Here is a 13,939-nt window from a genome sequence, read left to right as displayed (position 1 = left end):
TGGGAGACAGCCTGTCGCTTCGAACCGGGCTCCATCCGTCACGTTCATGCCCTGCACCTGGACCCATGCCAGACTGGCCGGAGCTGGCTCTGCACAGGCGACATGGACGACGAGAGCCGCATCTATTTCTCTGACGACGGCTACGGGACGCTTCAGGTCTTCGCCGAGGCAGGGCAGCTTTCCAGGGCCACGGACCTCATCTTCACGGATGACCACCTGTATTGGGGTGTGGACTCGCCCCTGCGGGAACCAGGCATCGCGCGCAAGGCCCGCAACGGTGGCCCGATCGAGCGTCTGGCACATACGCCGGCCCCGGTTTACTTCGGGGCCCGCAACGAGGCGAACCACTTCTTCTTTTCCACCTCCGTGGAGCCCGGCCCGGCAGTGACTTCGTCGCACGCCGAGATCGTCGCCTCGACGGATGGAGAGCACTTCGCCTCGGTAGCCTCCTGGCGGAGTGATATCACGCCCCAGCAGGCCCAGATTCACTTTCCCTGTGGAGTCGCTCCAGAAGATCTGGTTGTCTTCTATTGCCGAGCGACGCTCTTCTGGGAGAACTCCCTGGTGGTAGCAAGATTGTACCCCTGATCCCGGTCGCAATAAGACCCCTCACCTCACAGTCGGTCTATAAAGCCACGATGAAGCTGCACACGTCGAGTTCCACAGTTGATGCGCACCTTCCTGTATTTGCATCGCAGGGATTCTTGTCTGCGAAAAGCAAGAATTACGGGTGGCTGGAAAAAAACGATCTGATATTACCTTTCTTCGTCGACAAGAGACTGATCTTTCGCAGAGTAATTTTTACCGCCGCACCCTTGTCAAAAGACGGCAGGGTGATCGATCCTCCTGAAGAAAAGCTATTTTTGGAAAGTATCGTAAATTACTGCCGATCGGTTATTAAAGCTGACTTTATCGCCAAGCCGATGGCCAATGCAATATTTGCCAGCATACCTCGCGGCTCGATTGCTGCACGATATGGAACCTATGTTGTCGACCTTGGGCCAAGTGAAGAAGAAATATTCTCCAGATTCAAATCGTCTACGAGAACCAAGATAAGAAAGGCAACAAGGGAAGGTATTCTTTTTGAAGAAACGTCTGACATCGAAACAATCGCCGCCCTGCTCAGGGAAACCTTTGCCCGCAGTGGGGATATGGCTCTTTCCCCTGGCCTGAATTTCTTGCACGCCATGCAAAGAAATATGGGGGATAGCGTCCGATTTTATGTAACCCGAAATGGCAGCTATCTACAAACCTGCGCAGTCGTCGCGTTCGATGCCGACCGAGCTTATTATTACTACGGAGGCAGCATCGACAAGCCGGCGACAGGGTCGGCGTACCTGATGCACTGGGAGACAATGAGGAAAATGAAGGGTCTTGGCATCAAGAAATATGATTTCATGGGAGCGGCATGTAAGCCCAAGCCAGACACCAAGAGCTATACACTCCAGGAATTCAAGCAGAGATTCAATCCGCAAGAAATTTACGGCTATACATTCAAGGTAATTTTTCGTCCCGTGAAGTACGCCACTTTCAACATGCTCGCAAGAACGTCGTTCATGCTCAAGGGCGGACAATATCATGGCGATTCGATCGATCTATATATTCGTGAACACGGTCAATGTGAGGGCGGATCCTAGGATCGTCGGTACCAAGATAGCATGAACATAAATCTCCGACGCGACCACACCCTTATCCATGTCGAGCGATAGTCCCCATTGATGGGGCGCAAGAGCACTTCGATCGAGCCTACTTGGGGTCGGTCTACTATGGATTTGAGCGTGACGCTGATGCGCGGACCGCCAGGAACGGCCGCCATTGCCACGGTCGGGTTGCTGCAAAAGAAGGGTTTAGAGCTAAGACATGAACGACGCCGGACGCCCGCGCCATGATCCGGCGATGCGCTGAATTGTCAGCGTCGAATCCGCTGAGCGTTCTACGCTTCGCTGAGCCGGATGGGCGACAGGAAATATTCAGACCTCGCGGCTACGGTCGGCGAACACCGGAGATCCGCTCCGACCCGGGTCTGCGGCCACCATTTCAGCCTTTTAGCCTAACAAGAACACCGGCGCGCCCCGCATGGTCCAGAACATCGCCCCGCCCGGTCCAATGACAATCCGCGCCGTCATCGTCTGCCCCGGCGGACGACACTCCGAAGGCGGGATCAGCCGCGCCATGGACTACCTGGCGACCGCCTTCGAGCAGCGGGCCGACGCGCCGCAGGTGCGCATCGTCGATCCGCGCGGCACCGGCAGCCTAGTCTGGTCGCCGTTCTACCTTCTGCGGGCGACCACGGTCGTCGCCTGGCTGTTCGCGACGGGCAAGGCCGATATCCTCCACATCAATGTCTCGGTCGGCGCCAGCCCGGCGCGCAAGTCGATCATCGCGCTGGTCGGAAGGATGGTTGGCGCGCCTTATCTCGTCCATATTCACAGCGGCCGCTACCATCATTTCTATCGTAGCCTGCCGAGCCCGATCCGCGCCTTCACCCGACGGATGCTGGCCCGCGCCGCCCGCGTGATCGTTCTCGGCGCCGAATGGCGCGCCTTCGTCATCGACGAGGTCGGCATCGCCCCGGATCGCGTCGTCGTCATGCACAATGCGGTCCCCGGCCCGGCCGTCATCGAGCGCCAGAAGGATGCGTCCGGTCCGCCGAAGGTCCTGTTCCTTGGGCGACTTGGAAAGGGCAAGGGCGTTCCCGAACTGATCGAGGCGCTTGCCACGCCACGCATCGCCGGCCTGCCCTGGACGGCGGTGCTTGCCGGTGACGGCGACGTCGAGGCCTACCGCACGGCCGCCGCCGAGCATGGCATCGGCGACCGCATCGCCTTTCCCGGATGGGTCGGCCCCGACACGGTGCGCGACTTGCTTTCCTCGGCCGATATCATGGTGCTGCCGTCGCATCACGAAGGACTGCCGATGTCGGTGCTCGAAGGCATGGCCTACGGCCTGACCGTGGTATCGACGCCGGTCGGCGCCATCGGCGAGGCGATCGAAGACGGTGTTTCGGGCCTGCTGGTCCCGCCCGGCAACGTCGAGGCGCTGGCTGACGCGTTGGGCCGTGTCATCGCCGATGCCGATCTCCGGCGTTCGCTTGCCGAGGGCGCACGGACAGCCTTCCTCGAGGGGTTCGACGTCGACGACTATGCGACACGCATGGCCGCGCTCTACGCGGCGTGCCTGGCCGAGAGCCGAAGCTGACGCTCCCGCGTCAGGCGAGCTTGCCGGATTCGCCGACGCGCGGCAGTCCGCTGCGGCCGATGCCGAATGGCGGCAGCGCGATCCCGAAGGTTCGGCTGGCCCAGATCGCCATGCCGAGATCGCGGACGATCGAACTGGCCAGCGCCACGCAGGCCAGACCCCCCCCCCCCGCGGACCGAGGTCCGTCATTGTCCGCTATTCACGGAGGTCGCCAACGATTACGAGCCGGACGGCCGCTCAGGGTCAGGATCGGCTATTCGCGCGCTCTTGGCCCAAGGTCCGCAAAGGGCCGGCAGCCGACCTCGCGCCTTTGTCCATTCCTGGGCGCAGACACGGACATTCAGTGACGCGATTCACTGATGTCTTTGTTTGATTACACGACCTGACGTCCTGCCGGCGCGTTAGATTCGGATTTAGAGCGTCCATTCGGTGGGCGAGAGACCCTTAGAAATATCCGCAACCCCGGTTGACACCAAAGCGTTGGTTTCGCTGCCCTTCCAAGCTCCGTACTAAATCGACAAAGTCCGGAGCTTCTGAGGGTCTTCGGGTCTCTCGAAGGTTCAGAGAGAATGCGCTTCTGAGCGCGGTACGCAGGTCAGCCGGCAAAGTGGCGCGAAACCTTGCGAACTCCAGCGCCAAAATGAGGTTCTCAGATCTTTGGCATTTGATGACCTGGCGGAGGGAGAGAAACCCGGGTCGAACGTTCTCTAGGCGAAATGGCTCATTTCTGCGATTCCTGATCGAGGTCCTCTCCGTCCATCCACCATCGCATCAAGCTGACCAATTCTGGCGGAGCCGTAACTAGCGTGGCAGTTGTTTCAGGTGACGCCAAGTGCGGTTAGTTGGTCAAAGGATGCCTTCATCGCGCGGTTGACCTCGTCGAGGGCGGGCCAGGGCTCGCCGAGGAACTCGACCTCTACGCTGAGCGGGCCCGTAAAGCCTCCAGAGCGAAGAATGTCCAAGACTGCTGGAAAGTCGACGTGCCCGTCACCGATCGCAGGGAAGTCCCATTCGCCCTTGCCGCCCAGCTTGTCCTTGAGGTGGACATGGGCGAGCCGCCCGACGACAGTCGGCAGGTCGTCAACCGCCTTCACCCCGCCGTAGTATTCGACGTTGGCGGTGTCGTAGTTGATTGCGACGTTGGGCTGGTCGACGCGGGATATGACGTCTAGGGCCGCTATACCGGTCGGCGCCATGTCGCCCGCGATCTCGATGGCGAGTTCGATTGACCGCGCACCAGCTGATTTGGCAAGTTGCCTCATGTTGGCGAAAAAGGCGTCCTCGCCGCCCTCTCTGCCGGCGGCGGTGATCATCACCTTGATACCCAGCGCGCTGCAGAGATCGAGCGCTTGAAGCGCGAGCGTGAACCCTTCGTCGGTGGATACGTCGGAGTGCCCGCCGACGCTGACAGGGGTAAGGTTGAGCTCAGCCAGCTTCCGCTTGATGCCGTCCAGCTCCGCCGCGCTGGCGCCCAAGGGCACGTGCTCGGTCCAGCCGCGCACCGCGCTGAGCTCCACGTAGCGGAAGCCGGCGCCCGCAATGCCTTCCAGCGCTTCGTTCAGGCTGTAAGAATGGTAGCTGTTGGTGTTGCCGGCTACTTGGTTCCGCGGTTCCATCGATCCTTGCCTTCTCTTTCGCGACGCGAATGCGTCCGACTTCTTGCCTTGCGTCTCCGATGCTCGGCCGACGGAGGGGCGAGGCCTCCTCAGCCCTTGACCGCGCCGCCGAGCATCGAGCGACCAATATAGGGGTAGGCGAACAGGCCGAGGACGAGCGGCGGCACGATGCCAAGGGTCATGGCCGCCGCCGTCACGCCCCACTTCACCCCGTAGGAGGTGACGAAGAACGTCGCGCCGACCGTCACCGGCACGGCATTCTTGGTGGTCAGGATGAGACCGAACACGAACTCGTTCCACGATGCAATGAAAGAGAGGATGGCGACAGCGAACAGGATCGGCCGCGACAACGGCAGGACAACGTCGGTCAGCAGTCGCCACGTGCTCGCCCCGTCGATCCGCGCAGCCGAGTCCAGCTCCTCGGGCAGCTCCTGGATCGCGCCGACGAATAGCACCAGCACAACGGGGACGTTGACCAATGCAGAAATGAGAATGAGCCCGAAACGGGTGTCCAGCAGGCCGGCGAACTGAAACATCAGGTAGATTGGGATGGTGTAAATGATCAGCGGCAGGGCCCGTACATTGGCGATGATCGGCAAAAGCCATTTTCGCCCGACGCCCTGGCGGACGATGGCGTAGGCAGCGGGAAAACCGAGAACCATCGCCAATAGGGTACCGCCAGAGGCGATGACGATACTGTTGTATATGAAATGGGGGAAGTCGGTGTTGCCGGTGATCAGGACCTCCCGGTAGTTCTCGAGCGTGGGCTCGAAGATCCAGACCGGGGGGCTGGTGTTGATCTGTCCGGTTGTCTTGAACGAAGTGAGAACAGTCACCAGGATCGGCACGTTGAGCGCGAAGGCGGCGAGTATGTACAAGATCCACCGCCCTGCGTGGATGAGCCGGCCGACGGCGGTACTGCGTTCGACGATCATGGCTCGGTTCTCCTCACTACGGCGCGTAGCCCCACCTGGAGAAGCAGAAGACTCGCTAACAGGAGGATCACCGAAAGAGCGATCGCCTCACCAAGCTCGTTCTCCTTGAAGAACAACTTGTAGATGTAGATGCTGATCGAGGTGGTCTGGTTGCCCGGTCCGCCGCCGGTCAGCACAAAGATGTGGTCGAACACTCGGAAGGCGTCGATGAAGCGAATGAAGGTGACGATGCCGAGAGTGGGAAGCAGCATCGGCAAGATGACGAGGAAGTTGAGCTTGGTGCCCGTCGCGCCGTCGACAACTGCCGCTTCCTCGACCTCTGGCAGGATCGACTGGCGTGCGGTGAGCAGCACGAGGAAAGCGAATGGCGTCCACTGCAGTACCTCGATGCCAACCAGCGTCGCATAGACATTCTCGATGCCCAGGAAGTTGACGTAGATGCCGAGCATGTCGAGATAGACCGGCACCGGGCCGATAAACTCGTTTAGGATCAGCCGGTACATCATCCCCATCAACGCCGGCGAAACCATCATCGGCAGCATAAGTGGAGCTATCAGCCACGGCCGCTTTTGCACCAGCGGGTGAAGGACGAAGACGAGCACGAGGGCGAAGACAACTTGCAGCACGGTCGCCACCACCGCGAAGCGGAGCGAGAATAACAGCGCGCTCCACATGTTCGGGTTGGTGAGCGCGTCGACGTAGTTCTCGATGCCGACGAAGCCGCTGCCGGTCAGATCCTGGAACGAGACGTCGGAAAACGAGTACCAGAGGTTGGCGATAGTCGGGAAGCCAAGCATAATCGCCAGGAACAGGCAGAGCCCGGACAGCAGAAGACGCGCGTCCGTTCGCTGCTGTCGCTCCCAGCTCACTTTTCTCGCCATGGCAGGCCGCGCCCTTCAGAGTTCACCGAAAATGAAAGCGGTCGCCGGAGCATCCGGCGACCGCAGCGGCCTTATCTAGTCCAGCAACAAGCTATTTCCCAAAGTCCTCTTCCATCGCCGCCACCACATTGGCGATGGCGGTGTCCTGATCGATCGTGCCGCTCCAATAGCCAGTGAAGTTCTCGGCCATAACGTTGTAGACGGCGAGCGCCTTTGAACTGGTGGCGCCGTTCATCACGACTCCGTAATCGCTCGCGTACTCGCCCATCTTCAAGACGTCGGGCCGGCCACCTGCATAAGCCTCGGTTAGCGCCGGACTAAGCGGCGGCTTGCCGCCTTCCTTGCCATATTGAGTCATGACCGGCTCCGAAGCGAGATAAGCGAGGAACTTTTTCGCTTCGTCCTGCTTCTCCGACGCCTTGTTTACGCCGAGGCCGAGGGCATGGAAATGCGTCTTGACCCCCGCCGGGCCCGCAGCCGGGTGGGTGATGTCGAACTTGCCTTCGATCTGAGGATAGGCCTCGGCGTCGATGAGTTCGGAGTACGCCGCAGACCACTGCAAGGTGAAGGCGACCTGGCCAGTGCCGAAAGCGCCGTTCGCCTCGGAATATTCAAACGAGGCACTGCCGCCCGGAGTCGCACCCTTTTCGGCGATGGTCTTGTAGATGTCGAGCGCCTGACGATAGGCGTCGGAATCGACGGTGATGTTGCCATCGGCGTCCATCCAGTTGCCGCCGTATCCCGCCGCCGATGTCTGCCAGATCATGACGCTGAAGATGATGTTCTTCATTTGCAGAGCCGCGCCGTAGCGGGTCGGGCTGTCGGGATTGATCGACTTGGTGAAGAACAGCGCAGAGGCGACGAAGTCGTCCCAAGTCCAGTCTGCCGGCATCTTCGGCTCAAGGTCCTTGCCGAGCTCGGCATTGGCGATCTCAGTGTACTTCTCCTGCCAAGCCGCGTCGGACATCAGTTGCTCGAACAAATCCGTTCGGTAGTAAATGAAGTTTACCGAAAGGTCGGTCGGGATGCCGTAGAGGTGGCCCTCAAAGCTCTGCGAATCGAGGGCGGATTGCGGGAAGGTCGCCTTTACCTCTTCGGTGACGAGATCGTCGATCGGGACCATGAACGACGCATACTGGCCGACACTGTAGGTCGTGGTCAGCATGACATCGAACTCCTTCGAACCTGCCGCCGCGTCAGCCAGCATCTTGTCGAAGAAGTTGTCGCGGCTGAAAAAAAGCAGGCTGGCCTTGCTATCGTTGTCCTCAATCGCATTGTAGTTGTCGACGATCTTCCTGAGGGCTGTCTCCTCCGGGCCGCCGGGCCAGGCGAGGATCGTGATGTCGGCCAGCGCCGCATTGGCCGTTAGGGCCGATAGTGCGAGCGCGCCGCCGATAACGGCCAGTTTCAATTTCGACATTGTCGTTCTCCTCATTGTTACCGCACGGCGGAACGGCTCCGATCCCGAGCGGAGCGGCTTTCACAACAACTATACAGCTACAGCCGGTATTTGCATCAGTGTGGAATTGAATTATGAAACCGCGGAAGGGTGCCATCGCCGGCGTTGCGGTCGAAGGCCGCGAGTCCGGCTACGAAGCTAGGAGCGTGTGCGAAAAGTATCTGCACCGCGTGATGAGCGACGGCAGGGGGTTCGACCTGATCGACAAATCCGACTGCAACTTCTCCTGATCGCCGCCGGCGACGCCATCGGACCTGGCACTGTAGCGGTACATCTTACTTACCTTTGGCCACGCAAAATTTTTGCGGGTCGACCCAGCAGCGCACGCCTGCGGAGACGCAGTCCACGCCGGCCGGCTACAACTGCCATAGTCTCATCTGGGAAAGAGGGTCGATCAACGAAGTCGCCGAGCGCCGCGATCGTCGTGACGCCGTCAACGGCTACAGGAGCATGGCGAGCGGCTCAGCGAGCGTCCATGGCGACAGGACCGCGCCTTCTCGTAGGCAGGCGACCGCGATGGAGTGGCCGCGATACCGCCTGCGGCGGCGGTGACGATGCAGCACTTGCCCTGGAGCCTGCTAATGGCGGCGGTCACTCGACGCGTTCTCCGGTCGCGGCATCGAAGAGATGCACCTTCGCCGGGTCGATGCCAAATTGGACCTGCTGGCGAGGGCGGAACACAACCCGGCCGCGCACCACTGAGACAACTTCCGTGCCCTCGACATCGACGATGAGCTGTTGCTCGGGGCCGGTCGGCTCGACGACTCGCAGGGTGGCGGGAAGCACGTGAGACGAATTTGCGTCGGCGATCGGCAGTTCCTCTGGCCGGATGCCGAGGATCGCTGGTCCGGCGTGACCGACCGCGACGGGCAGGGAGAAGCCGCTCGCGGTGCGGAAGACACCGTCGGTCACTGTACCTTCGATTAAGTTCATGCCTGGGGAGCCGATAAAGCCAGCGACGAAGATGTTGCGCGGCCGGTCGTAGAGCTCCAGCGGCCCACCCATCTGCTCGATGATGCCGTCGCGCATCACCACGATGCGGTCGGCCATGGTCATCGCCTCAATCTGGTCGTGCGTGACGTAGACGATTGTCGTCTTCAGCCGCTGGTGTAGCTCCTTGATCTCAGTCCGCATCTTCACGCGAAGCTGAGCATCAAGATTAGACAGCGGCTCGTCAAACAGGAAGACCTTGGGATTTCGAACGATGGCGCGGCCCATCGCGACTCGCTGCCGTTGGCCGCCAGAGAGCTGGCGGGGCTGACGGGCGAGGAGCGGCCGCAGACCGAGGATGTCAGCGGCCCGCCCGACCCGGTCAGTGATCTGCTCCTTGGCCGTCTTGGCTAGCCGGAGGGCGAAACCCATGTTGCCGAGCACCGTCATATGTGGATAGAGCGCGTAGCTCTGGAACACCATCGCGATATTGCGGTCCTTTGGCGGGACGTCGTTGACCACCTCCGAGCCGATGCGAATCTCGCCGCTGGTGACGTGCTCGAGACCGGCCATCATGCGCAGCAACGTGGACTTGCCGCAGCCCGATGGGCCGACAAGGGTGACGAACTCCCCATCGTTGATCGTCAACGAGACGCCGTGCAGGACTTCGTTACGCCCGTAGCGCTTACGCAGATCGCTTATCGCGACGTTCGCCATTGTCAGCTCACGAGACCCGGGACGGAATCATGAGCGGCAACCATGGTCGGTCCCACCCGTCGGTTACCGCGAACTGAGCCGAAATAAAAGTCACGATGCGGGCGGGTGTTGGCGAGCAAGTATTCGAAGAGGCGCGGCTCGCGCCAGACGGCGCCTCCTCCGGTGGTTGCGGTCGACCAGATCCATGAGCGCTAGACACGTTGTCGACAACGGCACGCCAATCGCCTTGGCGATAGCGCAGCCGCCGGCCAGCGCGTTGTTGTCGCGGGGGTCGAAGATCTGGAGCGCCCGGTCCATCCGCCCGACCACGTTCCGGCCAGGCCACGCCTTCGCTGATTCTCCTTCCGCCGCATCGTTGCTGCGGCGAACCACGACGTAGGCTTTCCTCACTAATCACCCCCCGTGCGGCAAACGCTCCTCAGGCGATTCGCCTCCAATAATTCCTGCGGCGCACCGCTCATTGTCAGAGCGGCAATGTAGTGCACAACTATGGCATATGCTATCGTCTTGTTATGCGGCAATCGTAGGCGAGAGCCCGCCGCGAGACGGAGACACTCAGATGGAAGCCATTCAATCCCCGCTCGACAAGTTCAAGGGTCATCCGGGTGCCGAGGGGATGACCACCCAGCTCAAGGACGTCAAGAAGACACTACCTTTGCGCGTCCTTTCCGAGGATGACTGGCAGCACTGGATTACCAAGGGCTACGTGATTGTGAAGGGTGCCGTGCCCATGGAGAACGTGGAACGCACGATCGACATCCTGTGGCGGTTCGAGGAGAAGGACCCGAACGATGCTTCAACCTGGTACACGCCGCAGCGCCGGGAGCACGGGCGCGAGGAACTGAACAACTCGGGGATGGTGGAGATATACAACCATCAATCTCTGTGGGACAATCGGCAGGAACCTAGGCTCTACAATGCCTATGTCGACATCTGGGACCGAGAGGACCTGTGGGTTGGCATCGACCGGGCAAACCTGCTGCCGCCGGCGCGGCCGCCGTTCAAGGCGCAGGGGTTCATCCATTGGGACGTCGACACCACTTTGAGACCACTTCCGGTCAGCGTCCAAGGCGTGTTGAGCTTGGTGCGGCAGGACAAAGACATCGGCGGCTTCCAATGCGTGCCGGAGATCTTCACCAATTTCGAGGAGTGGGTGAAAACCCAGCCGGCCGACCGCAATCCGATGATGCCAGACATCACTGGGATGACCATCGAGAATGTCGAGATGGACCCGGGTGACTTGCTGATTTTCAACAGCTTGCTGGCGCATGGTGTGCGTCCGAACCTGACGAAGGAGCGGGTCCGCATGGCTCAGTACATAGCCATGTATCCCGCTCATGAGGACGACGAGGCCGAGCGCCAAGAGCGCATCCGGCTGTGGCGAGAGCAAGACCACCCGCGCGGCGGCTGGCCTGGGGACCCGCGCGAATGGGAGAAGCACAACGCCGAGGTGGCGAAGCTGACGCCGCTTGGCGAGAAGCTCCTTGGACTGAGACGCTGGCGGGATCAGTAATCCGGCCTGCCGCGCGGAGCGCGCCTCGGACACGCCGACGAGCTTCGGCTCCGATTCTTGGCAATCGGAAACCCGAACCTTGCTCAGCTTGCTTCTTGGTGGCGCAATTGTAGCGCTTTGCCAGTGGAGCGCCGGTCGGCGCACGCAAGTCATCAGGTCCGCAGAGATCTCGCATAGACGTCCCATGCGACGGCAGCGACGACGATCGTCCCCTTCACCACGAGCTGGTAGTTCGTGCTGACCGCGAGAGAGTCGAAGATGTTGGTGAGGATGGCAATAATCAGGAGCCCGATGGCAGTCCGCCAAATCGCGCCTTCGCCGCCGAGCAGGGATGTGCCGCCGATGACGACAATGGCGATCGCATCGAGGGCGATCGTGCTGCCCATGTCGGCCTGACCCACCGCGAGACGAGAAGCGAGGATCATGCCGCCCAGACCCGAGCACATCGCCGACAGCACATAGGTGCTGCCGCGCAGTAGGTCGACGCGAAGGCCCGACAGCCGCGCCGCTTCGTTGTTTCCGCCGATGGCGTAGATCGAGCGCCCATAGACGGACTTCGCCAGCACGAAGCCGCCGACGAGAAATACCACCACCATGATCCAGACGGAGATCGGCCAGCCGAGCCAGCGCTCGGTTCCGAGGTCCTGGAAAGCGTAGTCGCTGGGCGTGATCGGCGCCGAACGCGAATAGATATAGGCGAGCCCGCCGAACGCCGAACCGGTACCGAGCGTCGCGACGAACGGGTTGACCTTGAGCTTGGTGACGATGAAACCGTTGACCACACCGCAAGCCGCCGCGGCCAGGAATACAACGAGGCCGGCGACCCATAAGCCGAGCGGATCGGCAAGGCTGGCGAACACCACGGCGCCGAGGGCGAAGATGGCGCCGACCGAAAGATCAAATCCGCCGCCGATCATGACGAAGGTCATGCCGACGGCGACGATGCCGACCGGCGCGCTCTGGCCGAGGAAGTTGCGGATGTTGATGAAGGTGAGGAGGCGCGGGTAGACGAAGCTGCCGACGATGACCAGCAGGATCAGCGCCCATACCATTCCGTATTGCAGGAACAGGGCGCCGATCTTTTGGCCTGTGGTCTTAGCCTCGGGAGAGGCCGTCGCGGTCGTGGTCATGTTTGGCTACCTTGAATGCGGCTTCTAGGATGTCCTTGACTTTGATTGGCGCGTGGGCGGCGTCGAGTCGCGCAACGGCCCTCCCCTCCGACAGGACAAGCACGCGGTCGCCCATCTGGACGACCTCCTCGAGTTCCGACGAGACGACGATGATCCCGAGGCCCTGCGCGGCGAGCCTCCTGAGGGTCACCAGGATCTCCTCCTTGGCACCGACGTCGATGCCGCGCGTCGGCTCGTCGACCAGCAGGACCTTGGGCAGGCTGTACCGCCAGCGCCCGAGCAGCACCTTCTGCTGGTTGCCGCCCGAAAGGTTGCGGACCGTCGTGCCGACCCGGTTCTCGTCGAATCCGAAATCGCGCGCCACGCCCCGTGCACTGCTCGCCATTCGGCGATCCGAGATGACGCCGAGACTGGCGACGCCGCCGAAGTTCGGCATGGTGATGTTGGCCATGGCCGACATGCCGAGCACAAGGCCTTGCGTTTTCCGATCCTCCGGCACGAGCGCGATGCCGGCCAGGATCGCCATCCGCGGCGTCTTCGGCCATGGCACTGCCTCCCCGTCGATCGCGAGCGTGCCCGTGCTCTTCGGCTCGAACCCCGACAGCGCGCGAAGCAGCGACGAGCGCCCTGAGCCGACCAGGCCGCCGATACCAACGATCTCGCCCGGCCGCACTTCGATGTCGATCCCTTCGAGCGCACCGGGGAGCGACACGCCGGTTGCGGAGAGGAGCGGCGCCGCGCCGGCCTTCCCGGCAAAGGGTGTGCGGGAGCTTGGCTCGACTAGGTCATGGCCGATCATCGCGCGCACGAGGTCGCGCTTGGTCCACTCGCTTCGGGGCGCGGCGTGCGCCACCTCCCCGTCGCGAAACACGGTCACCGAGTCGGCGATGTCGAGCACTTCGTCGAGGTTGTGGCTGACGATCACCATCGTCGTGCCGCCCCGCCTGAGCTCGCGCATGATCGCAAACAGCGACTCGCGCTCGGGCGGCGCTAGCGCCGTGGTCGGCTCGTCGAACAGGATCAGGCGGGCACGGGACTGAATACCGCGCATGATCTCGAGCATCTGCTGGTCGGCGACCGACAGATGCCGTGCCTCGATCCCTGGCGGGATGGAGACCTTCAATTGCGCGCTGAGTTCTAGGAAGCGGTCGCACATTCCCCGCTCCGACAGGAGTCCTGCTCGCGAGACGGTCTGGCCCAGGAAAACGTTGGCCACGGCGCTCAGCGCCGGCACGATCGTCAGCTCCTGATAGATCGCAGCGATCCCCTGCTGTCGGGAGAGCCGCGGATTGCCGAAGGCGAGCGGATTACCGAAGATCGAGACGCTGCCCGTGGTCGGCACGACGCGGCCGGCGATCACGCCGAGGAAAGTCGATTTCCCTGCTCCGTTTTCGCCGACCAGCGCGTTGATCGAGCCAACCTCGGCGCAGACGCTCACGCCCGTCAGCGCGAGCGTCCCGCCGAAGCGCTTCTCCACCGAGCGCGCATCGATTGCGAGCGGACCGCCCGGCGAAGCCGGACGGCCCATGGTCTGGCTGGCCATGCCCTCAGGCATGGTCG

Annotated in this window: 13 protein-coding genes; 5 read left to right on the top strand and 8 right to left on the bottom strand. The window is 61.8% G+C overall.

Annotated elements, in window-relative coordinates; genetic code table 11:
* The 3 genes from BLT60_RS23305 to BLT60_RS23295 form a co-directional block, all read left to right on the top strand.
* On the top strand, positions 1 to 588 hold a 588-nt coding region (locus BLT60_RS23305), incomplete at its 5' end, for a hypothetical protein (RefSeq protein WP_210185674.1).
* A 50-nt stretch (positions 589 to 638) separates the two neighbouring features.
* Entirely contained in the window at positions 639 to 1,637 is a 999-nt protein-coding gene (locus BLT60_RS23300; protein WP_090881144.1) for a lipid II:glycine glycyltransferase FemX, read from the top strand.
* A 439-nt stretch (positions 1,638 to 2,076) separates the two neighbouring features.
* Entirely contained in the window at positions 2,077 to 3,198 is a 1,122-nt protein-coding gene (locus BLT60_RS23295; RefSeq protein WP_090881142.1) for a glycosyltransferase family 4 protein, read from the top strand.
* A gap of 10 nt (positions 3,199 to 3,208) precedes the next feature.
* Here BLT60_RS23295 and BLT60_RS24505 read toward each other — a convergent pair whose 3' ends face one another.
* The 5 genes from BLT60_RS24505 to BLT60_RS23275 all read right to left on the bottom strand — a co-directional run bounded on the left by BLT60_RS24505 (position 3,209) and on the right by BLT60_RS23275 (position 8,050).
* Entirely contained in the window at positions 3,209 to 3,346 is a 138-nt protein-coding gene (locus BLT60_RS24505) for a hypothetical protein (protein ID WP_175478610.1), read from the bottom strand.
* Between the two features lie 670 nt (positions 3,347 to 4,016).
* Positions 4,017 to 4,814 carry a sugar phosphate isomerase/epimerase family protein gene (locus tag BLT60_RS23290; protein ID WP_090881140.1) on the bottom strand — a complete coding sequence of 266 codons (798 nt, stop codon included), beginning with the start codon at positions 4,812 to 4,814 and terminating at the stop codon, positions 4,017 to 4,019.
* A gap of 89 nt (positions 4,815 to 4,903) precedes the next feature.
* On the bottom strand, positions 4,904 to 5,749 hold the full coding sequence (locus BLT60_RS23285; protein WP_090881137.1) for a carbohydrate ABC transporter permease: 846 nt from the start codon (positions 5,747 to 5,749) through the stop codon (positions 4,904 to 4,906).
* Positions 5,746 to 6,618, bottom strand: coding sequence for a carbohydrate ABC transporter permease (locus tag BLT60_RS23280; protein ID WP_244521418.1), 873 nt, complete (start codon positions 6,616 to 6,618; stop codon positions 5,746 to 5,748). Before BLT60_RS23280 ends, BLT60_RS23285 begins: the two co-directional genes overlap by 4 nt.
* Positions 6,619 to 6,721: 103 nt before the next feature.
* Positions 6,722 to 8,050 (bottom strand): ABC transporter substrate-binding protein, encoded by a 1,329-nt coding sequence (locus BLT60_RS23275; protein ID WP_090881131.1) that lies wholly within the window; start codon positions 8,048 to 8,050, stop codon positions 6,722 to 6,724.
* A gap of 113 nt (positions 8,051 to 8,163) precedes the next feature.
* Here BLT60_RS23275 and BLT60_RS24500 point away from each other — a divergent pair, with 113 nt between their 5' ends.
* Entirely contained in the window at positions 8,164 to 8,319 is a 156-nt protein-coding gene (locus BLT60_RS24500) for a hypothetical protein (protein ID WP_175478609.1), read from the top strand.
* Positions 8,320 to 8,680: 361 nt separating this feature from the next.
* Here BLT60_RS24500 and BLT60_RS23270 read toward each other — a convergent pair whose 3' ends face one another.
* Positions 8,681 to 9,736, bottom strand: a complete 1,056-nt coding sequence (locus BLT60_RS23270; RefSeq protein WP_090881128.1) for an ABC transporter ATP-binding protein — start codon at positions 9,734 to 9,736, stop codon at positions 8,681 to 8,683.
* Positions 9,737 to 10,295: 559 nt separating this feature from the next.
* Here BLT60_RS23270 and BLT60_RS23265 point away from each other — a divergent pair.
* The gene (locus BLT60_RS23265) at positions 10,296 to 11,249 is read left to right on the top strand and encodes a phytanoyl-CoA dioxygenase family protein (protein WP_175478608.1); all 954 of its coding nucleotides are present in this window, start codon (positions 10,296 to 10,298) and stop codon (positions 11,247 to 11,249) included.
* 152 nt (positions 11,250 to 11,401) lie between these two features.
* Here the strand turns inward: BLT60_RS23265 and BLT60_RS23260 are convergent, their stop codons facing one another.
* Positions 11,402 to 12,379, bottom strand: a complete 978-nt coding sequence (locus tag BLT60_RS23260; RefSeq protein WP_090881125.1) for an ABC transporter permease — start codon at positions 12,377 to 12,379, stop codon at positions 11,402 to 11,404.
* On the bottom strand, positions 12,345 to 13,934 hold the full coding sequence (locus BLT60_RS23255; protein ID WP_244521416.1) for a sugar ABC transporter ATP-binding protein: 1,590 nt from the start codon (positions 13,932 to 13,934) through the stop codon (positions 12,345 to 12,347). Before BLT60_RS23255 ends, BLT60_RS23260 begins: the two co-directional genes overlap by 35 nt.
* Positions 13,935 to 13,939 lie beyond the last annotated feature (5 nt).

It is taken from the genome of Bauldia litoralis (genome assembly GCF_900104485.1).
Lineage (GTDB): Bacteria > Pseudomonadota > Alphaproteobacteria > Rhizobiales > Kaistiaceae > Bauldia > Bauldia litoralis.
This window is presented reverse-complemented; position numbering and strand designations above follow the sequence as displayed.

What these genes read in the sequence shown, in the direction of transcription:
- BLT60_RS23300 (WP_090881144.1), top strand. Translation starts at nt 639, where the DNA reads ATGAAGCTGCACACGTCGAGTTCCACAGTTGATGCGCACCTTCCTGTA.
- BLT60_RS23295 (WP_090881142.1), top strand. Translation starts at nt 2,077, where the DNA reads ATGGTCCAGAACATCGCCCCGCCCGGTCCAATGACAATCCGCGCCGTC.
- BLT60_RS23290 (WP_090881140.1), bottom strand. Translation starts at nt 4,814, where the DNA reads ATGGAACCGCGGAACCAAGTAGCCGGCAACACCAACAGCTACCATTCT.
- BLT60_RS23285 (WP_090881137.1), bottom strand. Translation starts at nt 5,749, where the DNA reads ATGATCGTCGAACGCAGTACCGCCGTCGGCCGGCTCATCCACGCAGGG.
- BLT60_RS23275 (WP_090881131.1), bottom strand. Translation starts at nt 8,050, where the DNA reads ATGTCGAAATTGAAACTGGCCGTTATCGGCGGCGCGCTCGCACTATCG.
- BLT60_RS24500 (WP_175478609.1), top strand. Translation starts at nt 8,164, where the DNA reads ATGAAACCGCGGAAGGGTGCCATCGCCGGCGTTGCGGTCGAAGGCCGC.
- BLT60_RS23270 (WP_090881128.1), bottom strand. Translation starts at nt 9,736, where the DNA reads ATGGCGAACGTCGCGATAAGCGATCTGCGTAAGCGCTACGGGCGTAAC.
- BLT60_RS23265 (WP_175478608.1), top strand. Translation starts at nt 10,296, where the DNA reads ATGGAAGCCATTCAATCCCCGCTCGACAAGTTCAAGGGTCATCCGGGT.
- BLT60_RS23260 (WP_090881125.1), bottom strand. Translation starts at nt 12,379, where the DNA reads ATGACCACGACCGCGACGGCCTCTCCCGAGGCTAAGACCACAGGCCAA.
- BLT60_RS23255 (WP_244521416.1), bottom strand. Translation starts at nt 13,934, where the DNA reads ATGCCTGAGGGCATGGCCAGCCAGACCATGGGCCGTCCGGCTTCGCCG.